General features: G+C 69.4%; 29 protein-coding genes. 12 read left to right on the top strand and 17 right to left on the bottom strand.

Translation table 11 applies throughout. The features are described 5' to 3' along the window. The first annotated feature begins 143 nt into the window (after positions 1–143). From CQ047_RS08935 to CQ047_RS08905, 7 genes are all read left to right on the top strand, one after another. Positions 144–608: a hypothetical protein gene (locus CQ047_RS08935; protein ID WP_146114307.1), complete on the top strand. Its 465-nt coding sequence runs from the start codon at positions 144–146 to the stop codon at positions 606–608. Positions 609–703: 95 nt separating this feature from the next. Further along, positions 704–1,171 carry a hypothetical protein gene (locus tag CQ047_RS08930; protein WP_105674358.1) on the top strand — a complete coding sequence of 156 codons (468 nt, stop codon included), beginning with the start codon at positions 704–706 and terminating at the stop codon, positions 1,169–1,171. A 189-nt stretch (positions 1,172–1,360) separates the two neighbouring features. Next, entirely contained in the window at positions 1,361–1,789 is a 429-nt protein-coding gene (locus CQ047_RS08925; RefSeq protein WP_105674356.1) for a hypothetical protein, read from the top strand. Continuing rightward, positions 1,789–2,268, top strand: a complete 480-nt coding sequence (locus CQ047_RS08920; RefSeq protein WP_105674354.1) for a hypothetical protein — start codon at positions 1,789–1,791, stop codon at positions 2,266–2,268. The genes CQ047_RS08925 and CQ047_RS08920 overlap by 1 nt, the downstream gene beginning before the upstream one ends. Positions 2,269–2,394: 126 nt before the next feature. Further along, positions 2,395–2,676 (top strand): hypothetical protein, encoded by a 282-nt coding sequence (locus tag CQ047_RS08915; RefSeq protein WP_105674352.1) that lies wholly within the window; start codon positions 2,395–2,397, stop codon positions 2,674–2,676. Between the two features lies 1 nt (position 2,677). Then, positions 2,678–3,997 carry a C2 family cysteine protease gene (locus tag CQ047_RS08910; RefSeq protein ID WP_105674350.1) on the top strand — a complete coding sequence of 440 codons (1,320 nt, stop codon included), beginning with the start codon at positions 2,678–2,680 and terminating at the stop codon, positions 3,995–3,997. An 86-nt stretch (positions 3,998–4,083) separates the two neighbouring features. Then, entirely contained in the window at positions 4,084–4,848 is a 765-nt protein-coding gene (locus CQ047_RS08905) for a hypothetical protein (protein WP_105674348.1), read from the top strand. Positions 4,849–4,874: 26 nt separating this feature from the next. Here CQ047_RS08905 and CQ047_RS08900 read toward each other — a convergent pair whose 3' ends face one another. The 5 genes from CQ047_RS08900 to CQ047_RS08880 form a co-directional block, all read right to left on the bottom strand. Further along, a complete protein-coding gene (locus CQ047_RS08900; RefSeq protein WP_105674346.1) occupies positions 4,875–5,684 on the bottom strand; it encodes an HAD family hydrolase in 810 nt (269 codons plus the stop codon). Between the two features lie 143 nt (positions 5,685–5,827). Continuing rightward, positions 5,828–6,673, bottom strand: a complete 846-nt coding sequence (locus CQ047_RS08895; protein ID WP_105674344.1) for an exodeoxyribonuclease III — start codon at positions 6,671–6,673, stop codon at positions 5,828–5,830. Between the two features lie 48 nt (positions 6,674–6,721). Then, entirely contained in the window at positions 6,722–8,893 is a 2,172-nt protein-coding gene (locus tag CQ047_RS08890) for a malate synthase G (RefSeq protein ID WP_105674342.1), read from the bottom strand. Continuing rightward, the gene (locus CQ047_RS08885; RefSeq protein ID WP_181155887.1) at positions 8,890–9,321 is read right to left on the bottom strand and encodes a heme-binding protein; all 432 of its coding nucleotides are present in this window, start codon (positions 9,319–9,321) and stop codon (positions 8,890–8,892) included. The genes CQ047_RS08890 and CQ047_RS08885 overlap by 4 nt, the downstream gene beginning before the upstream one ends. Positions 9,322–9,485: 164 nt before the next feature. Beyond that, positions 9,486–10,022, bottom strand: a complete 537-nt coding sequence (locus tag CQ047_RS08880) for a YbhB/YbcL family Raf kinase inhibitor-like protein (RefSeq protein WP_258132561.1) — start codon at positions 10,020–10,022, stop codon at positions 9,486–9,488. A 104-nt stretch (positions 10,023–10,126) separates the two neighbouring features. On the opposite strand from CQ047_RS08880, the gene pyrE reads away from it, so the two are divergent. Further along, on the top strand, positions 10,127–10,687 hold the full coding sequence (pyrE, locus tag CQ047_RS08875; RefSeq protein WP_105674336.1) for an orotate phosphoribosyltransferase: 561 nt from the start codon (positions 10,127–10,129) through the stop codon (positions 10,685–10,687). Further along, a complete protein-coding gene (locus CQ047_RS08870) occupies positions 10,684–11,586 on the top strand; it encodes an ROK family protein (RefSeq protein WP_105674334.1) in 903 nt (300 codons plus the stop codon). Before pyrE ends, CQ047_RS08870 begins: the two co-directional genes overlap by 4 nt. Before the next feature lie 28 nt (positions 11,587–11,614). Here CQ047_RS08870 and CQ047_RS08865 read toward each other — a convergent pair whose 3' ends face one another. Continuing rightward, a complete protein-coding gene (locus tag CQ047_RS08865; RefSeq protein WP_258132560.1) occupies positions 11,615–11,923 on the bottom strand; it encodes an apolipoprotein A1/A4/E family protein in 309 nt (102 codons plus the stop codon). A gap of 261 nt (positions 11,924–12,184) precedes the next feature. Here CQ047_RS08865 and CQ047_RS08860 point away from each other — a divergent pair, with 261 nt between their 5' ends. Beyond that, a complete protein-coding gene (locus CQ047_RS08860) occupies positions 12,185–13,336 on the top strand; it encodes an anhydro-N-acetylmuramic acid kinase (protein WP_105674331.1) in 1,152 nt (383 codons plus the stop codon). Between the two features lie 15 nt (positions 13,337–13,351). Here CQ047_RS08860 and CQ047_RS18845 read toward each other — a convergent pair whose 3' ends face one another. The 7 genes from CQ047_RS18845 to CQ047_RS08830 all read right to left on the bottom strand — a co-directional run bounded on the left by CQ047_RS18845 (position 13,352) and on the right by CQ047_RS08830 (position 19,505). Next, complete coding sequence (locus CQ047_RS18845) at positions 13,352–13,516, bottom strand: hypothetical protein (protein ID WP_181155886.1); 165 nt, start codon at positions 13,514–13,516, stop codon at positions 13,352–13,354. Then, positions 13,513–14,082 (bottom strand): YdeI family protein, encoded by a 570-nt coding sequence (locus CQ047_RS08855; RefSeq protein ID WP_105674328.1) that lies wholly within the window; start codon positions 14,080–14,082, stop codon positions 13,513–13,515. Before CQ047_RS08855 ends, CQ047_RS18845 begins: the two co-directional genes overlap by 4 nt. Before the next feature lie 3 nt (positions 14,083–14,085). Continuing rightward, entirely contained in the window at positions 14,086–14,898 is an 813-nt protein-coding gene (locus CQ047_RS08850; RefSeq protein ID WP_105674326.1) for an HAD-IIA family hydrolase, read from the bottom strand. A gap of 165 nt (positions 14,899–15,063) precedes the next feature. Further along, on the bottom strand, positions 15,064–17,133 hold the full coding sequence (locus CQ047_RS19185; protein ID WP_105674324.1) for a glycoside hydrolase family 10 protein: 2,070 nt from the start codon (positions 17,131–17,133) through the stop codon (positions 15,064–15,066). A gap of 107 nt (positions 17,134–17,240) precedes the next feature. After that, complete coding sequence (locus CQ047_RS08840) at positions 17,241–17,870, bottom strand: metal-dependent transcriptional regulator (protein WP_105674322.1); 630 nt, start codon at positions 17,868–17,870, stop codon at positions 17,241–17,243. 23 nt (positions 17,871–17,893) lie between these two features. Beyond that, a complete protein-coding gene (locus tag CQ047_RS08835) occupies positions 17,894–18,184 on the bottom strand; it encodes a hypothetical protein (protein ID WP_105674320.1) in 291 nt (96 codons plus the stop codon). A gap of 34 nt (positions 18,185–18,218) precedes the next feature. Then, positions 18,219–19,505 (bottom strand): Nramp family divalent metal transporter, encoded by a 1,287-nt coding sequence (locus tag CQ047_RS08830; protein ID WP_105674318.1) that lies wholly within the window; start codon positions 19,503–19,505, stop codon positions 18,219–18,221. Positions 19,506–19,592: 87 nt separating this feature from the next. Here CQ047_RS08830 and CQ047_RS08825 point away from each other — a divergent pair, with 87 nt between their 5' ends. Then, a complete protein-coding gene (locus tag CQ047_RS08825; RefSeq protein WP_105674316.1) occupies positions 19,593–20,243 on the top strand; it encodes a TrmH family RNA methyltransferase in 651 nt (216 codons plus the stop codon). A 15-nt stretch (positions 20,244–20,258) separates the two neighbouring features. On the opposite strand, the gene CQ047_RS08820 is transcribed toward CQ047_RS08825, so the two are convergent. Then, positions 20,259–20,549 (bottom strand): DUF2730 domain-containing protein, encoded by a 291-nt coding sequence (locus tag CQ047_RS08820; protein ID WP_223585726.1) that lies wholly within the window; start codon positions 20,547–20,549, stop codon positions 20,259–20,261. A 140-nt stretch (positions 20,550–20,689) separates the two neighbouring features. Further along, positions 20,690–22,012 (bottom strand): MATE family efflux transporter, encoded by a 1,323-nt coding sequence (locus CQ047_RS08815; RefSeq protein WP_105674312.1) that lies wholly within the window; start codon positions 22,010–22,012, stop codon positions 20,690–20,692. A gap of 88 nt (positions 22,013–22,100) precedes the next feature. Between CQ047_RS08815 and CQ047_RS08810 the strand changes: the two genes are divergently transcribed. Further along, positions 22,101–22,655 (top strand): DUF1992 domain-containing protein, encoded by a 555-nt coding sequence (locus tag CQ047_RS08810; protein ID WP_105674310.1) that lies wholly within the window; start codon positions 22,101–22,103, stop codon positions 22,653–22,655. A 4-nt stretch (positions 22,656–22,659) separates the two neighbouring features. Here CQ047_RS08810 and CQ047_RS08805 read toward each other — a convergent pair whose 3' ends face one another. Next, on the bottom strand, positions 22,660–23,133 hold the full coding sequence (locus CQ047_RS08805) for a TQO small subunit DoxD (RefSeq protein WP_219844605.1): 474 nt from the start codon (positions 23,131–23,133) through the stop codon (positions 22,660–22,662). After that, positions 23,130–23,561, bottom strand: coding sequence for a DM13 domain-containing protein (locus tag CQ047_RS08800; RefSeq protein ID WP_105674308.1), 432 nt, complete (start codon positions 23,559–23,561; stop codon positions 23,130–23,132). The genes CQ047_RS08805 and CQ047_RS08800 overlap by 4 nt, the downstream gene beginning before the upstream one ends. Positions 23,562–23,685: the final 124 nt, after the last annotated feature.

The raw sequence follows: 23,685 nt of genomic DNA, 5'->3' as shown, positions 1-23,685 counted from the left end.
AGTGCGCCGCGAGGGCGCGGGGATGACCGTTCCCCTGAGTATTGTCGTGACGTCGCCCCGGACTCTGGTCCGGGGCTGGACATCTAAGCCGAGCCGATCGCGTGGAGCGAGGCCGTGACGTGGTGACGTGGTCGGCACGGTGGATGCTGTCCGTCGCCGTGATCGCGTCTGCGCTGACTCTGACGGGGTGCGCTCTGCGGAACATCGCCTACGACGTCGATGAGCGCGAACTGGTGGGAGTCTGGGGGCAGGAGTCTGGAGATCACGCCGTGAGTCTCGTCATATCGGCGGATGGGACGTTTGTGGCCTCGTCGTGGCCCCGGAATCTCGTCTGCTCGGCGAGATCTGCAGACACCGTTGAGGATCTGAACGGGGACGATCTCGTCGATTTCGGTGGCTCATGGCGAAGCGTCAGCCCGGATCTCGTCTATTCGTTGGTCTTCTCGATCGAGAGTGGCGACTGTGCGCGCACAGGCTGGTCGTCTGACGTCTGGGACAGCGGGTCGGGGGAGCTGGAGCTGAAGATCTTCCTCGACTCCGTGATGGACCCGGACAGTGCGACCGACAGTCAGATCTTCTGGATGCGTAAGGACGCGCGTGTCTCCTGAGGTCATCATCAGTCCGATCATCGTGTTCGGCGCCTTCATCACCGGAATCGGGTTCTTCGGCGGATGAACACCGTCCCGGGAGATCCAGCTTGTCGATGAGTAAGCGCTTGATGCGGGTATTGATCATGATTGCGTTGGCCGCGAGCGCGTCGGTGATCGCAGTTATCGTGATCGTCGGCTCCACGCGTAGCGGGCCCGGAGACCAACTGGTGTTCCCGATCAGATGGACGGCCGCGACGCCGGAGCAGGGCGTGCCCTGGGAGAAGTCGACGATCGAGTTGCGTGAAGACGGTTCGGCTCGCGTTGCAGACCTGCTCGTCGGGGAGATCGGCGAAGGGGATGCCGGGGATCGCTGCGTCGCCGCAGATCCGACGACCTTCTCGGGAACGGGGCGATGGGCGATGGATGCGGATGGTCATCTGAGAATCGACACGGACGCGGGCGTGGCCCTCTTCGCACCGTGGCCGGGGCGATTCGACGGCGTCGATTGGGGGAGCATCCATGAAGAACTCTGCGATGGTTCGCCAGCAGACTTCGCCGCTCGGACTCCGAGCAGACGATGATGTCGTGACCGGGTGGGGCCCTTCGGCGGATTTCCAGCAGACTCAGGGGTGCCTCTCGGCAGTGTGCCGTGAGGCTGAGGTGATGACCGTTTCGCTGAGATCCGCTGATGACTTCGCACGGGGCAGAGACGACGCCGCCGTCTCCATTCCGCCCGTCGATGCGGGAGTCCGAGGGTGAACCCGCGACGGATGCCGTTCACCTCGATGCTGCGTCAGGTCGGGCTCACGCTGGCGATCGGGGCTGTCGTGCTCGTTCTCGATACGTGGATCTTCGGGAGCATCCCTTGGCAGGATGTCCCGGCACGGAATCTCTCTGCGCTGCGGGGCTGCATCGGGGTCGTAGGTATCGGTGCTGTCCTCACGCTGGCGTTCGCACTGGTCGTGCAGGGGTGGAGCCCGGCGACCCCGAGGGCGGCGCTCTCCGCCTGGCTTGTCAGCGGCGCGCTCGTGAGCCTGACCCCGACGGCGGTCTGGCTGGCCGTCGCTCCCGGCTATCTCGGCTCGGAGGGATGGACGGTGAGCTCACTGATGCTGACCGTCCTCCCGCCGGTCGTCGCGACATCGGCATTCATCGCCCTCATCGCCTGCGGTCTCGTCGCCCGAAGGCGGGGGATCTGATGGCCTACGCATCCGATCAGCGCAGCCGAGCATTCGCCGTCGTCATCGTCACGCTCGTCGCCCTCCTCGCGGGGATCGTCGTCGCGTCATCGATAGCAACCGGGGCGTCCAGAAGTCGCATCGAGGAGCTGGCAGGAGTTCCGGTCGAGTTGGCGCCGGAGGACTCCGGCGGTGCCGCAGGCGGGGCGACCGGGCGTCTCACGCTCGACGATGGCGGCGTCGCCGTTCTGCAGGGGTTCCCCGTCGGCTCCACGCGAACGACAGACGGAGACACGTGCGTGGAGTGGGACGGGTCTTCCGTCTACAGCGGTCGGGCGACGTGGCGGCAGATGAAAGGCCAGATGATGCTGGTCGACACCCCTGACGGCGTGGTCGTGATCGGGCCGTACCTGCCGCCGAACAGCGACGCGGTCTGGTACCGGTTCGGGGTCCCCCTGTGCGACGGCGACCCGCTGTGGTACCGGCCTTCGGCCGGATAGAGACCCGTCTCCCATCCCGCCGAGATCGCTCGCGAGCATCACACGCTCTCGCGGATGGGCACTTCTCCCCATTCAGGATCGTGCGTGCGGGTCGATAGTCTCGACGGTGAGACCGGGGGGAACGGCATGAGCGCACAGGACGTCATCATCGACTACGACCTGCTCGACGGCATCCGCTCGTCGATCAGGACGGCGATCGGCGAGTTGGAGGATGCACCGGAGCGCAGTGCCGACATCGCCGGTGCGATCGACCTGCCCTACGACATGGCCGAGCTGAGTGCGGCTGCCGCTGACTTCTGCGGGGCGTGGGAGCCGAAGCGCGAAGACCTGATCGCGACGCTCGAAGACATCTCGACGTACATCTCCGACGTCATCGACTCCTACATCGGCCTGGACAGGTGGTTCTGACATGGGAGGTCAGCAGGTCGCACCGGGTACTGCGGGCGTGGCTCCGGGGCTCGGCGAGGAGATCCGCTCGATGGCGGGCGAACCCGCGACCGTCTTCTCGAGCGGGCGCAAGATGGCCGACCACGGCAACGTGATGAGCCAGCTCGCCACCCGGCTGCGCGCGATCAAGGACTCCGAGATGTCGCAGTGGCGGATCACGGGGCAGGCGGCGGAGAAACTCCGCTCGTCGATCGGCGACACCGCCGATCGGATCGCGGTCGCCGGCGCCATCTACGGACCGGTCGGCCTCGCGCTCGTCAGCTACGGCTCGCAGACCGCCGACTGTCAGGAGAGCCTCGACGCTCTCGCCGTGCAATGCCAGGAGCGCTGGAAGGCGCTGAAAGAACTTCAGGGCGACTACGCCGACGGCGAGGCGCCCGTCGAGGGCTCCGACGACTACGACACGGAGCTCGCGAAACGGCAGCAGCTGGAGGCCGACATCTGGGCGGCGCGCGAGGCGTGGAACGAGGTCGCGACCCAGTGGAACAACAAGGTCGTCGACTGGCGCTCCACGTATGACGAGGCCGTGGCCGCCCTCTCCTCGCCCGATCTCGATGCGATCCGGTCGGGGGAGAAGCTCCCGGGTGACGGATCCTCGAGCCTGTTCCCGAACGGCCAGCCAGAGCCCGGCGACGTCCACCAGGGAGGAGCCGGCGACTGCTACCTGCTGGCCGTGCTCGCCGGTCTCGCCGACGGCGACCCGCAGAAGATCAAGGACATGATCACCGTCAACCCCGACGGCACCTACACGGTGCACTTCGCCGACGGCGACATCACGGTCAGCAGCGACCAGTTCCTCGACAACAGCCAGGCCGACTGGGTGCGCGTCATCGAGGCGGCCTACGTCATCCACGAGGGCAGCTACAAGGAGTTCGAGGGCGGCTGGCCGCAGGATGTCATGGAGGACATCTTCGGGCACGGAGCCGACACCAAAGACGACGACGCCGGATTCTGGGACTTCGTGACCGGAGGCAACGACATCGATGACAGCTTCGGCGAGATGAAGGACGCGCTCGGGAACCACCGACCCGTCGCCGCCTGTGCGACCAACGGCCAGCTCGGCTTCGAGGGCGGCGGCCATGCGCTGACCGTGACCAAGGCGTACGAGGTCGACGGCACGCAGTACGTGGTGATCCGCAATCCGTGGGGTCACAACGCCGGGCACGAGTCGGCGATCACCGATGCCGGAGGCGTGCTGAACAACCCCGACGATGGAAGTTTCACGATGAGCATGGAAGACTTCGCGAAGTCCTTCTCCGACGTGGCGATCGCGAACCGATGAGAAAGTCCCCGTGGCAGGGCTTCGTGGCGGTCATCGCCGCGCTGGTGGTCCTCACCGCGTGCAGTCCAGATCCTGAGGAGGACGCAATGCCCACCCCGCAGCCGTCGACGACGCAGTCCGTCTCCGCACCGAACCCGGCCGAGACCATCACCGAGCTGGTCGCGGGAGCCGACGCGATCCTGTTCGGCACCGTCGAGTCGGTCGACCCCGCGGTCACGGATGCCGACGGCGCCGACTTCCCCGCGCAGACCGCCGTCGTCCGCGTCTCGGACAGTCTGAAGGGTGACGCAGCGGCGACGATCACGGTGACCAAGCCGGCCGGCACCGCGTACTACCTCACAGAGCAGACGGAGTTCTCTTACGACGCCCGTCACGAGGGGATCTTCGTGCTCACGGGCGCGGGCGACGAGGGATACGAACTCCTCGGCTACCTCGGCGTGCACGACGACTGGGGTGACTGGCAGAAGTTCGAGCGGGTCCTCGCCGGCCTCCCCGAGGCGGCCCCGGCTGCGACCGCGGAGGAACTGGCCGCATGGACGGACCAGGCCGACATCGTCGTGTTCGCGAGTGCGCGAGGCGACGAGGACGACATCGTGCTGCACACGTCTCGGGCCGACTATGCGGCGTCGGCGACGCTCTCGCCCATCGAGGTGCTCAAGGGAGAGATGCCGGAACCGCTCGACGTGGTGCAGGGGCCGCAGCCGGACGTGGTCGGCGGCACCTGGGCGTTCCCCGTGACCGACAAGGGTCAGACCGGCGTCTTCTTCATCGACCTGTCCAGCGGCACGCCGACCGTGATCAACACCGTCAACCCGACCTCGATCAGCACGAACAGAGTGCCGCTGGGCTGAGGGGCCCGGGAGCGTCGAGGTCGGCGTCAGCCGAGCATCCGCTCGATCACCCGCGCCACCCCGTCGTCGTCGTTGGATCGTGCGATCTCGTCTGCTGCGTCCCGCACGACATCGTCAGCGCCGGCCATCGCGACCCCGTGACCGGCCCAGCGGAGCATCTCGACGTCGTTGAGCGCGTCGCCGAAGGCGATGACGTCGGACCGTGCGACGCCGAGATGCGCGCACAGGCGCGCGAGCCCCGTCGCCTTGGTCACGCCCTCGGCCATGACCTCGACGAACGGGGCACCGGACAGCGTGGCCTCGAAGCCGCTCAACCCGAGGTCGCGGAGGGTGTCGTACAGCACGGTCGGCGTGAGCTCGGGATGCCGGATCACGAGCTTGAGCGTCGGCGCGGCCAGGACGTGGTCGAGCGGCACCCCGCCCATCGTGAGAGGGTCGCGCTTGTGGTCGGAGTAGTCGGCGACCTCCGCGTAGCCGTGCTGCGCGACGAAGGTCTCGCCGCCCTCGCGCACGCTGGCGAACAGCAGCCCGGGGATGCTGGACCGAAGAGCCTCCGCGAGCGCGCGGATCGTGTCGGCCGGCAGCTCTTCGGCGAACAGCATCCGTCCGTCGGCGAGATGGATCGCGTAGGCCCCGTTGCCGCACAGCGCCCAGCCGTCGAAGCCGGCGTCGGCCGCGATGGCCCGCAGACCGATCGGCTGCCGGGCGGTCACGGGCACGACGTGGATGCCGCGGGCTCGGGCCGCATCGAGAGCCGCGCGCGTGCGCGGAGTGACCGCGGGCGAGGAGTCGAGCAGCGTGCCGTCGAGATCGGTCGCGATCAGTCGGATGGTCATGGACGTCCTTCCTGTCAGCGTGCGCCGTCTCTGCGTTTCGTCTCTGCGTTTCGTCTCGCTTCGCTCGCTCAACGACCGTCGCTCGCTCAACGACCGGGTTGCGAGTCTCGCTCAACGACCGGTGTGAGCGACGACCGGGCGGGTCAGGAGAAGATCATCGGCAGGTCGTCGTCCTCTTCGGCCGAGCCGAAGTCGAGGTCGACGACCACCGGGACGTGGTCGCTGGGCTGCTCGCCCTTGCGCTCGTCGCGGTGGATGGAGGCCCCGGTGACGGCATCCGCCAGGGTCTTCGATCCGAGGATGAAGTCGATGCGGATGCCCTCGTTGCGGGGGAACTTGAGGCGCTGGTAGTCCCAGTACGTGTACCCCTCGGGCAGCAGCGGCCGCACGACGTCGGAGACGCCGGCATCCGCCATCGCGAAGAACGCGTCGCGCTCCTGAGGGGAGACGTGCGTCGAGCGGCCGACGACGATGTCGGGGTCTCCGTTGTCGGCGTCGAAGGGGATGATGTTGAAGTCGCCCACGAGCGCCAGCGGCAGCGCCGGATTCGCCTGCAGCTCGGCGGCGGTGGACTTCTTCAGCTCCTCCAGCCAGTGCAGCTTGTAGGCGTAGTGCGGGTCGTCGAGCGCGCGTCCGTTGGGCACGTAGAGGCTCCACACGCGCACCCCGTCGACCATCACGCCGAGCGCGCGGGCTTCGAGCGGAGCATCCGGACCCTCGTGCCCCTTCGCGAAACCGGGCATCCCGTCGAACGCTGTGCGGACGTCGGTGACGGGCAGGCGGCTCGCGATGGCGACGCCGTTCCACTGGTTCAGGCCGTGGACCTCGACGTGGTACCCGGCCTCTTCGAACGGCCCGTACGGGAACTGCTCGGGCTTGCACTTGATCTCCTGCATCGCCAGCACGTCGATGTCTTCGCGGACGGCGAACTCGACGGTGCGGGTGACACGGGTGCGGATGGAGTTGACGTTCCAGGTGGCCAAGCGCATGAGAACAGCCTATGGGGGAGCGCCGACAATGACGGCACTCCCCGCGGCTCAGGCCTGCTCGGCCTTCTTCTCGCGACGCAGACCGTGCAGCAGCGGCTCGGTGTAGCCGCTCGGCTGGGCGGCCCCCTCGACGATCAGGCGGCGGGCCGCCGTGAACGCGATGCCCGGCTCCGCGTCCTCGGCGAACGCCAGCGGCTCGTAGTTCGGGTCTCCGGCGTTCTGCGCGTCGACGACGGGCGCCAGTCGGCGCAGGCTGTCGTCGATCTGCTCCTCGGTGATCACGCCGTGGGTGAGCCAGTTGGCGAGCAGCTGGCTGGAGATCCGCAGCGTCGCGCGGTCCTCCATGAGGCCGACGCCGTTGATGTCCGGCACCTTCGAGACGCCGATGCCCTGATCGATCCACCGCACCACGTAGCCGAGGATCGACTGCACGTTGTTGTCGATCTCGTTCGCGACGATCTCCGGGGTGAGGTCGCCATCGCCCGCCAGCGGCGGGACCAGCAGGGCGTCCAGCGCGCTCTCGCCCACGGCGGGCAGCGTCGGGCGCACGGCGAACGCATCGACCCGGTGGTAGTGCAGGGCGTGCAGGGTCGCGGCGGTCGGAGACGGCACCCAGGCGGTGGATGCTCCCGACTGCGGGTGCGCGATCTTCTTCACGAGCATGTCGTGCATGAGGTCGGGCTCCGCCCACATGCCCTTGCCGATCTGCGCGCGCCCGTCGAGACCGGAGGCCAGGCCGATCGCCACGTTGCGGTCTTCGTAGGCCTTCATGAACGGCTGCGCCTTGATCGCGGCCTTCGGCAGGAACGGCCCTGCATGCAGCGAGGTGTGGATCTCGTCGCCGGTGCGGTCGAGGAATCCGGTGTTGATGAACACTACTCGATCGGATGCCGCGGCGATCGAGGCCGCGAGGTTCGCCGAGGTGCGGCGCTCCTCGTCCATGATCCCGACCTTCATCGTGAGGGCGGGCAGCCCGAGCAGCTCCTCCACCCGGCCGAAGAGCTCGGCGGCGAAGGCGACCTCCTCCGGCCCGTGCATCTTGGGCTTCACGATGTACATCGACCCGGTGCGGGAGTTGCGTCCGGCATCCGCTCCCTCGAGCTCGGGGAGGGAGCCGAGCGCGGTCATGATCGCGTCGAGGATGCCCTCGAAGATGGGGCCGCCGTCGCGGTCCAGCACGGCATCCGTGCGCATGAGGTGACCGACGTTGCGGACGAACAGCACCGAGCGGCCGGGAAGCGTGACCTCGCCGCCGTCGGCGGTGCGATACGTGCGGTCGGCGGCGAGCGTCCTGGTGAATGTGCGTCCGCCCTTGGTGACGGTCTCGGACAGCGTGCCGTCCATGAAGCCGCGCCAGTTGCGGTAGCCGAGCGCCTTGTCGTCGGCGTCCACGGCGGCGACCGAGTCCTCCAGGTCGAGGATCGCGGTCAGAGCGGACTCCAGGATGATGTCCTGCACGCCGGCGCCGTCGGTGCGGCCGATGCGTCCGTCGTGGTCGATCACGATCTCGGCGTGCAGGCCGTTGTGCACCAGCAGCACGGCGGTGGGCGCATCCGCGTCGCCGGTGTGCCCGACGAAGGCCGCGGAAGATGCCAGGCGGCGATCACCGGATGCCGTCTGCACGATCAGTCCGTCGGCGTCGACGCGATAGCCGGTCGCATCGCGGTGCGAGCCGGTCTCCAGCGGGGCGATCTCGTCGAGGAGCTCGCGGCCGAACGAGACGACGGCGGCGGCGCGGGTGAAGTTGAACTCCGCACCGGGCGCGAGGTCCCCGGTCTGATCGATCGCGTCGGTGCCGTACAGCGCGTCGTAGAGGGAGCCCCAGCGGGCGTTGGCGGCGTTGATCGCGAAGCGCGCGTTCAGGAGGGGGACGACCAGCTGAGGGCCGGCGATGGTCGCGATCTCGGGATCCACGTCCACCGTGGTGACCGTGACCTCGGAAGGCACGGGTACCAGGTAGCCGATCTCCGTGAGGAGCGCGCGGTACGCATCGCGGTCGGGCACGCCGGGATTCGAGCGGTGGAACTCGTCGATGCGCTGCTGCAGTTCGTCGCGCGTGCGCAGGAGCGCGGCGTTGCGGGGGACGAGGTCGTGCACGATCGCACTCGCCCCGGACCAGAACGCATCGACGTCGCGTCCGGCATCGGAGAGCGACGCCTCGGCGAACTCCACGATCGGGGCGGCCACCGAGAGGTCGGCGCGGGTGAGGTACTCGGTCATGATTCCATTCCTTCTACTCGTGCGCCGAGGCGCCTCAGAGTCTCGAGTGCGATGTCCGCATCCTGGGCGGGGCTGCCGCCGGCGACGCCGAGCCCGCCGACGAGGTCGTCGCCGAAGAAGATCGGCACGCCTCCGTCGATCGTGGTCAGCGCTCCGCCCGTGCCCAGCGGCAGGGTCGTCGACAGCGCGTCGGGGATCCGCCCGGTCCGACGGCGCGTGGACGCCGAGGTCGCGGCCTTGCGGCGGCTGGTCTCCGAACTGTGCGGCGTCGCCCCGTCGGCCATGCCGTACGCGATCAGGGTCATCGACGGGTCGGCGACCGAGACCACGGTCTTCACTCCGTGCCGCTCACCGACCTCCATCGCGATGGACACGGCTCGCACGGCCGTCTCGTAGGTGATGGCGACGATCTGGCGGTGGGTAGACATCGGCGTCTCCTCGTGTCGGGCAGGTCGGGGCGTGCGTTCTGATTCTTCACATAGCGAATATTTGATTTCGCATGATGGAATCATATGACATGACACCGAGTCCTGTCCAGACGCGCCCTGCAGCACCGCCCTGCAGCATCGCGTCGGGGGTGGATGCCGGTCGTTCAGCGCTCCGACGGGTCGGCCGTCCCCACGAGGACGCCCCGGGCCAGTGTGTGGAAGTGGCGGTGGAAGCCGAGGGTCCCCGGGGTCTCGTCGCCGGTGAGGTCGAGGTGATCGACATCGAGCGCGTCCACCACGAAGAAGTAGCGGTGCACTCCGGTGCCCGCGGGGGGAGCGGCGCCGATGAAGCGCTGCAGCCGAGCCTCGTTCGGCATGACCTTGGCGCGGGTCGGAAGGCTCGCCGCCGTCCCGTCGATCGAGTCGAGCTCGGTCAGATCGGCGGGGAGGTCGAAGGCCGCCCAGTGCCAGAACCCCGAGCCCGTCGGCGCATCGGGGTCGAAGCAGGAGATCGCGAGGCTCTTCGTCCCCGCAGGGGGAGTCGACCACTGCAGCCGCGGCGTGAGGTCCGCGCCGCCGCGCTCCGACGACCAGGCGAAGACGGGCAGCGCGCCTCCGCCCGCGAAGTCGGGGCTGGACAGTTCCAGGGCGGCGGTCGGACGCAGCTCGGCGAGGGCGGCATAGGGGTCGTATGCGAACACGGGGTCTCCTTCGAGTCGGTCACGGCCACGATAGGGGGATGCCGTCGGCGAATCCATACCCGCCGCATGCGGTTCTCGGCTCCGCTCCTTCTACACTGGATGCCGTGACCGCACTCGACGCAGACCGCCAGACACTTCTCGACCTGATCACGGACGAGGCGGTGTTCCACGGCGACTTCACCCTCTCCAGCGGCAAGAAGGCGACGTACTACGTCGACATGCGCAAACTCACCCTCGATCACCGGGCCGCGCCCGCGATCGGCCGCATCATGCTCGATCTGATCGGCGACCTCGACGTCGTGGCTGTCGGCGGACTGACCCTCGGCGCCGACCCGATCGCGAACTCGGTGCTGCACGCGTCGGTCGCCGCCGGAACGCCGCTCGACGCCTTCGTCGTGCGCAAGGAGCCCAAGGACCACGGCCGCGGCCGGCAGATCGAGGGCGCCGACGTCAAGGGCAAGCGCGTGGTCGTGCTGGAAGACACCTCGACCACCGGGCAGTCCGCGCTCAAGGCGGTCGAGGCGCTGCGCAAGGAGGGCGCCGAGATCGTGGCCGTCGCCGTCATCGTCGACCGCAAGACCGGTGCGCAGGTCGCCATCGAGGCCGAGGGCCTGGAGTGGCGCGCGGCGTTCGATCTCGACGACCTCGGACTCGACCCCCAGTGACTCGCTACGCGCTGGCCGTCGATGTCGGCGGCACGAAGATGGAGGCCGCCCTCGTCGGCGAGGACGGCACTCTGGTCGACGGCAGCCGCAGTCGTCAGGCGACGGGGCGAGAGGCCACGTTCGCCTCGCTCACGGATGCCGTCTCCGCAATCGTCTCGCATGCGCTCGCCGCACTCCCCGCAGGCGCCGAGCTCGTGGGCGCGGGCGTCGGCAGCGCCGGCCCCATCGACCGCGCAGCGGGGGCGATCATGCCGGTGAACATGCCGCTCGCTCGAGGCTTCGGACTCGCGGAGGCCGTGCGCGTCGCGGCATCCCGCGTGCTCGGACGTGAGGTTCCGACCGTGCTCGGGCACGACGGAGGAGCGCTCGCGCTCGCCGAGTCGTGGCTGGGAGCGACGCAGGACGCTGGTGCATCTCTGTCGATCGTGGTGTCGACCGGGGTCGGCGGAGGGTTCGTCGCGAACGGCGCGTACATCCCCGGCGCCACCGGCAACGCCGGTCATCTCGGTCAGGTGCGCCGCGAGGGCGGGCTCACGCTCGAGGAGATCGCCTCCGGGCCGGCGAGTGCCGCCTGGGCGCAGCAGCAGGGCTGGACCGGGGCGACCGGCGAAGACCTCGCCAGGGACGCCGCGGCCGGCGACGCCATCGCGCGCGCGGCGATCGAGCGCTCGGCGCGCGCCGTGGGCGAGGCGCTGGCGGATGCCGCGACCCTCGTCGACCTCGACACGATCGCGATCGGCGGAGGCTTCTCCCGCGTCTCCGCGGACTACATCGACCTCGTGCAGCAGGCCCTCTCCGCGAGCGCGGCACACGAGTACTCACGTCGCGCGCGGGTCGTGCGCTCGGGTCTCGGCGACGAGGGTCCGCTCATCGGCGCCGCGGCTCTCGTTCTGCGCTGACGGCTCACTCGCAGCCGAAGGTTCCGGCTCAGCGGCCTGCCACGACGAGGTGCCGTGGCGGGCCTTCGAGGCGCGCGACGGCGATCTTCACCTCGACGACATCGCTCGCGACGGCATCGATGCGTGCGGTGAGTGTGGTTTCGACGTCGTCGATGCGTGCGGTGAGTTTGGTTTCGACGACGTCGATGCGTGCGGTGAGTTTGGTTTCGACGTCGTCGATGCGTGCGGTGAGTTTGGTCTCGACTCCGTCGATGCGGTGGGTGAGTTTGCTCTCGACCCCGTCGATGCGGCGGACGATCCATCCCGCGCCGGCGAACATGCTGGCGCCGATGCTCACCACCGCACCTACGGCGCCGATGAGGACAGTCAGGGTGTCGAGGGACATCTTCGCCTCCGTTTCGAGATGGGTGGACGAGGACGAATCTACGGATCCGCGACTCCAGCATCCCTCCGTCTCGCGCCTTCGTCCACGATCTGGGGAGAGATCCGTCAGATCGATCGCTGAGGACGACAGGTCTCCTCGGCCGGCGGCGGACGATTCCGTACGCTCTCCTTACAAATTCGTCGTACCCTCGTAGAAGACCCCGGAAGGAAGCGCATGCGCGTACTCGGCCTGCTCTCTGGCACCTCTCATGACGGCATCGACGTCGCCGTCGTCGACTTCGCCGACGCAGACGGCGCGCTGCACGGCACCGTGCTGCACGAGGACAGTGTTCCGTACAGCCCCGACCTCCGTGCCCGACTCGTCGCCGCGCTCCCACCCGCGCCCACCACGCTGGCGGAGGTGTGCGAGCTCGACACCCTGATCGGGCAGGAGTTCGCAGAGGTCGCGGCATCCGCTGCGGCATCCGTCGGCGGAGTCGACGCCGTGTGCACGCACGGCCAGACGGTCTTCCACTGGGTGGATGCCGGCCACGCCCTCGGCACCCTGCAGATCGGCCAGCCCGCCTGGATCGCAGAGCGCGTCGGGGCGCCGGTCGTCTCCGACGTGCGGATCCGCGACATCACCGCGGGCGGGCACGGCGCGCCCCTCGTGTCGTTCCTCGACGAGCTGCTCCTGCGCGGCCGCCCCGGCGTCTCGGCCGCCGTCAACCTCGGCGGCATCGCGAACATCACCATCACGGGGCCCTCGGGTCTCGTCGCCTACGACATCGGCCCCGCGAACGCCCTGGTCGATGCGGTCGTCGTCGCCGAGGGCTTGAACGAGCGCGGCTACGATGCGGATGCCGAGATCGCCCTCGCCGGCACCGTCGACGAGACCCTCCTGGCCGCCCTCCTCGATGATCCGTACTACGCGCTTCCCACCCCGAAGAGCACCGGCAAGGAGCACTTCCACCTCGACTACGTGCGTGCGCACGTCGGCGACAGGGACATCGCGGACGCCGATCTCGTGCGCACCCTCACGGAGCTGACCGTCCGCACCGTGGCGCACGACGTCAGGGCCGCGGGCATCGGCTACCTCGCGGTGTCGGGCGGCGGGTGCCACAACCCGCTGATCATGAGAGGCCTGCGCGACGCGCTGCCCGGAGTGGAGGTCGTCCTCGCGGACGAGCTCGGGGCATCGGCTGACAGCAAGGAGGCGATCCTCTTCGCACTGATCGGCTGGTGCACCATGCACGGGGTCGCCGCGGTGATCCCCGGCGGCACGGGGGCGCGGGAGCCGCGCATCCTCGGAACGATCACGCCGGGCGCAGGCCCGCTGCGGATGCCGGAGCCGGTCGCCCGCGTGGAGAGCCTGACCCTGAGCTGATCGGCCCGCTCCGGATCAGCGTCGTCGGTCGTCGTCGTCCCAGGGGCCTTCCCACCAGCCGGCGCGGCCGTCGTCCGACCCTCCGCGTCGTCGCGACCGCGCGAACTGCACGATGATCACCACGAGCGAGGTCACGAGGATCAGCGTGACCACGAGGAACAGCAGATCGCTCTGATTCACGGTCGCCTCCCTTCTGCGGCATCGGCCACGATCTTCGCGATCCGGGCGCGACGGGTCTCGTCCCGCTTGGCCATCGCGATGTTCGTGAGCCCGAGCTTCTTCACCGACTTCGGGAACGCGTCCCAGTTCTCCCTGGCGGCGGGCACGGCGTCCAGCGCCTGAGTGAGCTCGGGCGGCTCGATCCCGGCCTCCGGGCCGTCGAGCACGCTCCACGAGCCGTTCGCCTTCGCCGCCTCCAGCACGCGGATGCCGGCGGGGGCGAGGAGCCCCTCGGCCTCGAGCTCTGCGATGCGCGCCTTGTTCGTCGCCGCCCAGCCGCTCGACGGCCGTCGCGGAGAGAACCACTGGCCGACGGTCCGATCGTCGAAGGTCCGCACGGGCCCGTCGATCCAGCCGAAGCAGAGCGCCTGGCGCACCGCGTCCTCATAGCCGACGCCGACGTCGTTGTTGCCCCGCACGCTCAGCAGCCAGACGCCCGCCGCGCGCTCGTGGTTCTCCTGGAGCCACGCGCGCCAGACGACGGCATCGGCTGCGGTGACGCGCTCACCTTCGTCGAGGACGCCCATCGCTCACTTCTTCGTCTTGACCGTCGTGATCGTCTCGGTGATGCGCGGGAGCAGGTCGGCCACCGACTGCACGATCTCATCCGGACGGAACGGGTACTTCTCGATCTCGACCTGGTCGCTGATACCCGTGAGCACCAGCACCGTGTGCAGCCCCGCCTCGATGCCGGCGACGACATCGGTGTCCATGCGGTCGCCGATCATGCCGGTGCGCTTGGAGTGCGCCCCGATCTTGTTCAGCGCCGAGCGGAACATCATGGGGTTCGGCTTGCCGACGACGTAGGGCTCCTTGCCGGTCGCCTTGGTGATGAGCGCGGCGATCGCCCCGGTCGCCGGCAGCGGTCCGTCGGCGCTGGGGCCCGTGGCATCCGGATTCGTGACGATGAAGCGCGCACCGTCGTTGATGAGTCGGATCGCCTTGGTGATCGCCTCGAAGGAGTAGTTGCGCGTCTCGCCGACGACGACGAAGTCGGGGTTGGTCTCGGTCATGATGAACCCCGCGTCGTGCAGGGCGGTGAGGATGCCGGCTTCGCCGATCACGAAGGCGGACCCGCCGGGCAGCTGCTGCTTCAGGAAGTCGGCGGTCGCGAGGGCGGACGTCCAGATGCGGTCCTCCGGCACGTTCAGGCCGCTGGTGCGCAGCCGCGCGGAGAGGTCGCGGGCCGTGAAGATCGAGTTGTTGGTCAGCACGAGGTAGGGGATGCCGGAGCTCTCCCATCCGGCGAGCAGTTCGGACGCGCCCGGGATGGCGTCGTTCTCATGGACGAGCACGCCGTCCATGTCGGTGAGCCAGCATTCGATGTCGTCGCGTTGGGCCATGTGCACAGCCTATTGGGCGCGTGTGTCGCGCAGGTGACGAGGTCTGCCGCATCGGGTCGAGGGAGTGCGCGGCGCCCGATGACCGAAGGCCGCCCTCCGGGGGAGCGGAGGACGGCCTTCGTCGGGGAGGTGCGACGGCGGGCCGGGGTCGGCCGTCGCACCGGCTCAGTCGGCCCTGTTGCGGCGGTGGCGGGCGGCGGCCGCGACCGCTGCGGCAGCGGCGCCGGCGGCGAGGAGTCCTCCGCCGATCAGCAGGGCAGCGGTGGGCGCGGTCCCGCCCGTCGTGGCCAGAGAGCCGCCACGGGAGGGCGACGAACCGCCGGCGCCCGTCGCCGGGCCTGCGGGACCCGCGGGATCGACCGGGTCGACCGGATCGACGGGGTCGACGGGGTCGATCGGATCCACCGGGGCGGCGGCGGCGACGGGAAGGCTCTCCACCGCGGCGGCGTCCAGCGCGGTGACGACCCAGGTCTCCCCGGCGGCGGCCGCGACGGTCGGCGGAAGGTCGTAGCCCAGCTCGGCGGACCCTCCGGCCCAGAACGTGTCGATGAGCGTGCCGCCGGTCGCGACGACCTGCGCGGGAGTCCCGGTGCCGCGGTAGATCGCGTACTGGCGTGCCTCCGCGGCATCCCCGGCCTTCCAGGTGATCCGCCCGTCCTTCAGCGTCACGTCGGTCGGGGCGGCGACGACGCCGTCCGACAGCCAGGGCTTGGCGGGGACGATCGTCGGCCGGGCGAAGGCTTCGGACTTCAGCAGGGCGATCGCATCGTTCTTCGCCTGGTTGCGCGGCTGCTGATCGGCCGGGAGCGCGGCGACGGCGCTCGGCTTCATGTCGTTGTAGCTGAACAGCACGCTGCCGTCGATCCCGTCGAGGGTCTGGTTGAACCGGATCTGGTTGGGGACCTCTTCGGGGTTCATCCATGCGGGGTCGAAGCCCCCGTTGCTCACGTGCTTGTAGAGGGCGTGGCCGGTGTAGATCTGCGTGCGGCTGTCGGCGGTGGTGTTGCTCCACCACTGCGCGAGCTCTCCGTAGGGGGCGGCTGCCTGGTCGAAGCTCCAGTAGATCTGCGGGGTGAGGTAGTCGACGAGCTCGTCCTGCACCCAGCCGCGGGTGTCCGCGAAGATCGACTTGCTGTAGCTCTGGGACGAGCCGGTCGGGGTGTGAGACCCCGCGGGGTCGAGGGCGCTGTGCTCCCAGATCCCGAACGGGCTGACACCGAACTGCACGGCGGTGCCGTCCTGGTCGTTGTGGTCGTCGATCGCATCCCCGACCTCGGTGATCAGCGCCGTGACGTTGTCGCGTCGCCACTGCTCGACGCCGGCGACGGTGTCCGGGTAGCCGGCGGCCAGGCCGTACTGCTCGAACGTCGCCCTGTCCTCCCCGGCGTCGCCGAAGAACACGTTCGCTCCGTTGACGCTGATCCGATACGGATAGAAGTAGTCGTCGAAGTGGATCGCGTCGACGTCGTAGTTCGCGACGATCTCCGCCACGGATGCCGTGACGTAGTCCCGGACCTCCGGTCGCCCCGGATTCAGGAAGAGTTTCTCGTCGAACGACAGCACGAGGTCGGGGTGCTGCACGGCGAAGTTGTCATCGGCCAGGACTCCGGCCGCGTTGAGGGCGGCGATGTACTCGGTCGTCGTGAGCGCCTTGACCTGATCCGCCGTCAGCTTCAGCGCCGACAGGATGCTCGCCGCCGTCATCTTGGTGTTCGTCACGCGGTAGGGGTTGAGCCAGGCGTGGTACTCCATGCCGCGGGCGTGGGTCGCCTCGACCATCCGGGCCAGCGGGTCGTAGCCGGGATCCGTGCCCTGAGCGCCCGAGACGAACTCGGACCAGGGGTTGATCTCCGAGGGGTAGTACGCATCGAGGAGCGGGCGCACCTGGAAGATCACGGCGTTCATGTTCCACGCCTCGAAGTCGTCGAGCACCGCGTCGTACTTCGCGTCGAAGTCGGCTGCGCTCGTCGGCTTGCCGAAGTTCAGGTTGCCGATCGTCGCGACCCACGCGCTGGAGAAGCGACGGTTCTCCGGGGCGAGGGCGGCGGGAACCGCGACCTGGGCGCCGGAGCCCGGATACGTGTACACCGGCTTGTCGCCGTAGCCGTATGTGCCGTCGGCGTTCTTGACGTAGGAGTAAAGGAGTTCCGTGTCGGGGGCTGCCGCCGCCATGGCAGCGGGCGCTCCGACCATCAGCAGCGCGGCTGTCGCGGCGACGAGGGGGCGTCTCTTCATCGAGTCCTCTTTCGAGCAGGGTGATAATTGTTTTCAGAGTCTTGCACAAAAGTGGAAACAATTGACACCCCCTGACCTGACGGTACGCGGGGTTCTCGGGCGTGGTCTCAGGACGTGAGCCAGATCACATCGGCCGCGTGGGCGATCTCGGCCTCCGTGCCATCGACGGAGAAGCCGCCGGCGGTCACCGACACCTCGACCCCCACCGCGACGCCGGCGGCCTCGACCGCGCGCAGGATCTCCGGGTCCTGGTCGCTGACCCGGAGGACGCGACCGACGTGGCCCTCGACGGCATCCGCGAGCAGGACGAACGGCTCGCGGATGACCGCGCCGTCGGCATCCGGGATCGCGTCGCCGTGCGGATCGAACCGCGGGCGTCCGAGCCGCGCATCGATGCCCTCGAGCAGCCGGTCGCTGATCGTATGCTCGAGCACCTCGGCCTCGTCGTGGACCTCGTCCCAGCCGTAGCCGAACTCCCGCACCAGCCAGGTCTCGATCAGCCGGTGCCTGCGGATGATCGACAGGGCGCGTGCGGTACCGGCATCGGTCAGCCGCACCGCTCCGTAGGGCACGTGCGAGACGAGGCCCGCCGCCGCGAGCTTCTTGACCATCTCGGTGACGGACGAGGGGGCGATCCCGAGCTTCGCGGCCAGCACCGACGGCGTGATGGGAGCATCCTGCCATTCGGTGTGCGCGTAGACGGTCTTGAGATAGTCGTCAGCTGCCGGGGATGCCACGGTCTCAGCCTACGCGTCGGCGGTCAGTTCGCGACGTCGACGAGGATGCCGAACGCGACCTGTCCGGCGAAGAACACCACGAGGAATCCGAGCAGTGCGGCCGCGAGCGACAGGCGGCCGTCGAAGCCCTCGATGTCGGCGATGCCGATCTTGCGCGCGCGGAACGCCAGCACGAGGGTCGCGATGCCGAGTCCGAGCTGCACCCACGGGCCGCCGACCGGGAGCGTCTTCGGGAAGGCGATGAGGAGTCCTCCGGCCAGGCCGGTCGCGATGCCGATCCAGGTGAGCAGGCGGACCTTGGCTTCGGCAGTCATGGCTTCGAGCCTAACCGCCGAGCGCGAGCCGGACTCACGCCCCCGTGAGCACCAGCCAGAGCAGGGCGCCGTTCAGCGCGATCAGGAGCACGGATGCCGTGACCCCCGCGACCGTCGTCCACACGCGGTTGGCCCACGGGCCGAGGGTGCGCCGCTGCGCGGTGAGCGCCACCAGGGGGATGAGCGCGAACGGGATGCCGAACGACAGCACCACCTGGCTCAGCACCAGCGCGAGCGTCGGGTCGACCCCCGCCCACAGGATGGCGAGCGCGGGGATGAGCGTGACGAGCCGTCGGGCGAGCAGCGGCACGCGCACGTGCAGCAGGCCGTGCATGATCTCCGCGCCCGCATAGGCGCCGACCGAGGTGGAGGCGAGACCGGAGGCGAGGAGCCCGACGGCGAAGAACGTCGCGACGACGGGGCCGAGGCTCGCGGCGAGGGCGGCGTGCGCTCCCTCGAGGGAGTCGGTTCCCGCGACGCCCGCGAGGTTGGCCGCGGCGAGGAGGAGGATGCCGAGGTTCACGGAGCCGGCGATCACCATCGCGATCGACACGTCCCAGCGGGTGGCGGTGAGCAGCCGGCGGATGCGGGAGGTCTCGGTCCGGACCGCCTCGGTCTCGGCGTGCGACGCCGCGGAGCCGAATCGGTCGCGGGCGAGGGAGGAGTGCGCGTAGATCGCGTGCGGCATGATCGTCGCGCCGAGGATGGATGCCGCGAGGAGCACCGAACCCGTGCCCTCGAACCGGGGGACCAGTCCGCCCACGACCCCCGCCGGGTCCGGGGGCGCGACGAATACGCCGGCGACGAAGCCGATGGTGATGATCGCCATGAGGCCGATGATCACGAACTCGAAGTGGCGGGGCCCTCGACGGCTCTGCACCGCGAGCAGGACCATCGAGACCGCGCCGGTGATGAGGCCGCCGAGCAGCAGCGGCACGTTGAACAGGAGGTTCAGCGCCACCGCCCCGCCGATGATCTCGGCGAGATCGGTCGCCATCGCCACGAGCTCGGCCTGCAGCCAGTACGCGCGCCGCGCCCACGGTCGACGCAGGCGGGCCCCCAGCATCTCGGGGAGGCTCTGCCCCGTGACGACGCCGAGCTTGGCGGATAAGTACTGGATGAGCCACGCCATCACGTTGCCTGCGATCACGACCCAGACCAGCAGGTACCCGTACTGGGCGCCGGCGGTCATGTTGCTCGCGACGTTGCCGGGGTCGAGGTACGCGACTCCGGCGACGAGCGCCGGCCCGAGGAGCCAGAGGCTGCGCGGAGCGGTGGTCCGTACGGCGGGGGCGTCGTCGATCGCGGAATTTTTAGGCATGCCGAAATCGTAGCGGATTTTTCGGTCTACCTAAATAGTCGGTCGCCGCGGGACGTCGACGGCCTCAGTGCCGGATAACCTGGCGGGATGGACGAGCAGAGTGCCGAGACGCCGACAGGATCGGCGACGCAGCCGGGATACGGCGTCGGGCCCTGGCCGGATGGTGAATCGGCGTGGCCGGCGGGGGAGCAGTACGACCCCGAGCTGCTGGCCGTCGGCGACACCCGCAACGTCGTCGACCGCTACCGCTACTGGCGCATGGAGGCGATCGTCGCCGACCTCGACACGCACCGGCATCCGTTCCACGTCGCGATCGAGAACTGGCAGCACGACATGAACATCGGCTCGATCGTGCGCAGCGCCAACGCCTTCCTCGCAGACACCGTGCACATCATCGGACGCCGCCGCTGGAACCGGCGCGGAGCCATGGTCACCGACCGGTACCAGCACGTCGTGCATCACGAGGATGTGCAGGCCTTCACCGCCTGGACCGAGGCCGAGGGCCTCCCGATCATCGCCGTCGACAACGTCGACGGCGCCGTGCCCGTCGACCACGCCGAACTTCCCGAGCGGTGCGTGCTGCTCTTCGGGCAGGAGGGGCCGGGGCTCTCCGCCGAGGCGCTCGCCGCGGCATCCTCGCACATCGAGATCACCCAGTACGGCTCGACGAGATCGATCAACGCGAGCGCCGCGGCCGCCGTGATCATGTACGAGTGGTGCCGGAGGTACGCGGGCTGAGTCACCTCACCGGAATCAGTCGCGGTCGATGCCGAAGGTGTTCTTCATGAGCGAGTTGACATCACGGTCGAGGGTGCGGATATCGCCGCGCAGGGAGGCGATGTCGCCCTTCACCTCGGCGCGGAGTTCGTTCATGTCACCGCGGATCTCGGCGCGGAGTTCGTTCATGTCACCGCGGATCTCGCTGCGGAGTCCGCCGATCTCGGTGCGGATGATGCGGACGAACATCGTGGACATGATCGTCAGCATCCCGAACAGTCCGGCGGCGAAGACGCCGATCAGCGTCCAGACCTGAGGTTCGTTCATCGCGAGCACCCTCCCATTCTGTTGCGCTCACGACGAGCGTGCCAGGGATGCGCGGTACACAGATATGACGGATTCCGGACATCCGCGAGCGTGTGGAGAAGTCGTGCGTCGGCCCCGGCTGTGGGCGAGGAGTCGGGGCCTCAGGCGTCCACCGCGACCCAGCGCCCCGACCGCACCCGCCAGCCCAGCGTGCCGAGGCGGGCGAGGAGGTAGACGCCGAAGAAGGCGACCGAGAGCCAGACGAGCCCGGCGCTGCCGTCGACACCGCTCGCCGAGATGATCCACAGCGCGGGGAGGAAGGGCACGAGGTTGAGGCCGCCCGCGACCGCCAGATACCTGGCGTCGCCGGCGCCCATCAGCACGCCGTCGAGGACGAAGACCACCCCGGCGATCGGCTGTGCGACGGCGAGCACGATGAGGGCGGGCTGGACCAGGGACGCGACCTCCGGGTCGCCGGTGAACAGGATCCCGAGCACACCGGACAGCGCGCCGATCACGGCGCCGACGATCACGCCGAACCAGGCGCCCCACGCGACGGTGCGCGCGAGCACGCGATGCACCCTGCGCTCGTCTCCGGCGCCGAGCTCCTTGCCGATCAGTGCCTGAGCGGCGATCGCGAGCGCATCGAGAGCGAACGCCGCGGCGGAGAAGATCGTGAAGACGATCTGCCAGCCGGCGAGTTCCGTGGTGCCGATGCCCGTCGCGATGCCCACGGTGGCGAGCAGGGCCACCCGCAGGCTCACCGTTCGCAGGAACAGCCAACCGCCCGACCTGGCCGTGCCGCGGATGCCGTCGCGCTGCGCCCGCAGGGAGGCGCTGTGCCTCGTCGCGAGGCGCCGCACGACCAGCACGTAGGCGGCGACCATCCCCCATTGCGCGGTCACCGTGCCGACGGCCGATCCTGCGATGCCCCAGTTGAAGCCGTAGATGAAGAGGACGTTCAGCAGGGCGTTGGCGCCGAACCCGAGCCCCGCGATCCACAGCGGCGTCACCGTGTCCTGCATGCCGCGCAGCAGCCCGGTCGCGGCGAACACGATCAGCATCGCCGGCAGACCCCACATCGAGATGCGGAGGTAGTCGTCGGCCTGAGCCGCGACGGCGTCGCTCGCCCCGAACAGGGAAACCAGCCAGGGCGACGACACGGCGCCGATCACGGCGAGCACGGCTCCGAGTCCGAGGGCCAGCCACATGCCGTTCACGCCCACCGAGACGGCGTCTCCCGGCGCGCCAGCGCCGAACCTCCGGGCGACGGCGGGGGTGGTCGAGTAGGCGAGGAAGACCATGAGCCCGACGATCGTCTGCAGGACGGCTCCCGCGATGCCGAGCCCGGCGAGCGGTGTGGTGCCGAGGTGGCCGACGAGGGCGGCGTCGACGATGAGGAAGGCCGGCTCGGCGATTAGAGCGCCCAGCGCGGGCACCGCGAGCCGCAGGATGTCGCGGTTCAGAGAGGCGGGCCTGGTCACCCTCAGAGCCTAGGCGCTGGCGGGGACACCGCGTCTCCGCGCCCTGACTGCGCGGCCGTCGTACGCTGGAGAGCAGTCGGAGGTGCACATGAGCGATCCACGAGAAGCGGCAGCGAGATATCGAGCGCGTCAGCAGAGCGGCGAGGCGGTCGCGGATGCCGAGGCTGACACCGGGACGCCACCCGGAGCCGCCGCGGCGGTCGACCGGGCCGCCTACATCGAGAGCGCGATCCAGGTCGCGATCCGCCGGGGCGACTTCGACGACCTCCCCGGCGCGGGGAAGCCGATCGAGGGCCTCGGCGACCACCACGATCCGGACTGGTGGATCCGCCGGAAGATCGAGACCGAGAACCTCACGGGGCTCGGCCCTCCCGCCATCCTCCTCCGCGCCGAGGACCGCGAGCTGGACGATCAGCTCGACCTCCTCGGCCGCGAGGCCGATGTGCGCGACGTGCTCGCGGACTTCAACCGCCGGGTGCTGGAGGCGAGACGGCAGCTGCAGGGCGGCCCGCCCGTGGTCACGCAGCCGCGGGACATCGATGCGGAGGTCGTCGCGTGGGCGGAGCGCAGGGCGGCGCGCCCGATCCCCCAGGCTCCCGCGATGCCGAAGCGCCGCCGCTTCGGCATCCGACGCAGGGGCTGAGCGCTCAGTCCGGGTCCCGTCGAGAGGCGTTCCGACGTCTCCGCCACCAGCCGTCGACCCCGAACCGTCCCGCCGCCGGCAGCACGAGCACGAGCGCCGACAGCAGCACCATCACGGGATACTGGGCGATCAGCTGGTCTGACGCCCAGTAGAGCATCAGCGTCCCGATCGACGCCAGCGCGACGGGTCTCGTCATCAGGCCGACGAGGAGAAGCGCGCCGAGCAGCGTCTCGAGCGCCGGTATCACCACCCCGAAGAGGCCCGCCGCGCTGTCCATCGCGCCGCCGAGGGGCGCGAACCACCAGGGCGTCCTGCTGTTGCCTGCGGTGCTCCTGGCGACGAGCTCGATATCGGCCGCGCCGAACCCCGCGCGGTACTTCAGGATCCCCTCCAGGAGCCAGAGGACCCCGACGGCGACCCTCGCCGCGCCGCCGAGCAGCGACGAGGCGAGGGCGAGGGACCGTCCGGCGCCGTTCATGACAGCTTCGCGGCGCCGAACACCGCCTTGGCCTTGTCGCAGTGGATCACGACGTAGGTGTAGTCGGCGATGTCGGCGCCCTTCAGGGTGAAGGTCTGCGATGCGGTGTCGAAGGACACCGCATCGACCATCACCCCTGCCGAGACGGCGGCCTCGTCGGTCCCGTTCGTCAGGTAGACGTGCAGGTCGGGTCCCTCGTCGGAGGAGAAGTCCGACAGGACGAGCATCCCGTCTGACACCGACACCGAGCCCTTCACGGTCTTGTCGTTGAGGCCGGCGAAGTCTCCGGTCCGCTCCATCCCCATGGAGGCGCTCTGCGACGTCGAGGGCTCCGGCTTCGTTCCGCTGTCGGCGCCTGGCGAGCTGCAGGCGCTGAGCGAGAGGGCGAGGGCGAGTGCCGCTGTGGCGGCGAGAGCGGTCGTGCGCATGGGATTCTCCTGTTCGCTGTACGGCGGGTGCCGCGGCTGATTGCACTGCCGAGCACGCTACGGAGCGGGGCCGCGCGAAAGGGGAGTCCTTTCAGGATCGTAAGGAACGGGCTGGCCGTGCTCG

Origin of the sequence: Microbacterium sp. MYb72, assembly GCF_002979415.1 — a bacterium.
GTDB lineage: Bacteria > Actinomycetota > Actinomycetes > Actinomycetales > Microbacteriaceae > Microbacterium > Microbacterium natoriense.
This window is presented reverse-complemented; position numbering and strand designations above follow the sequence as displayed.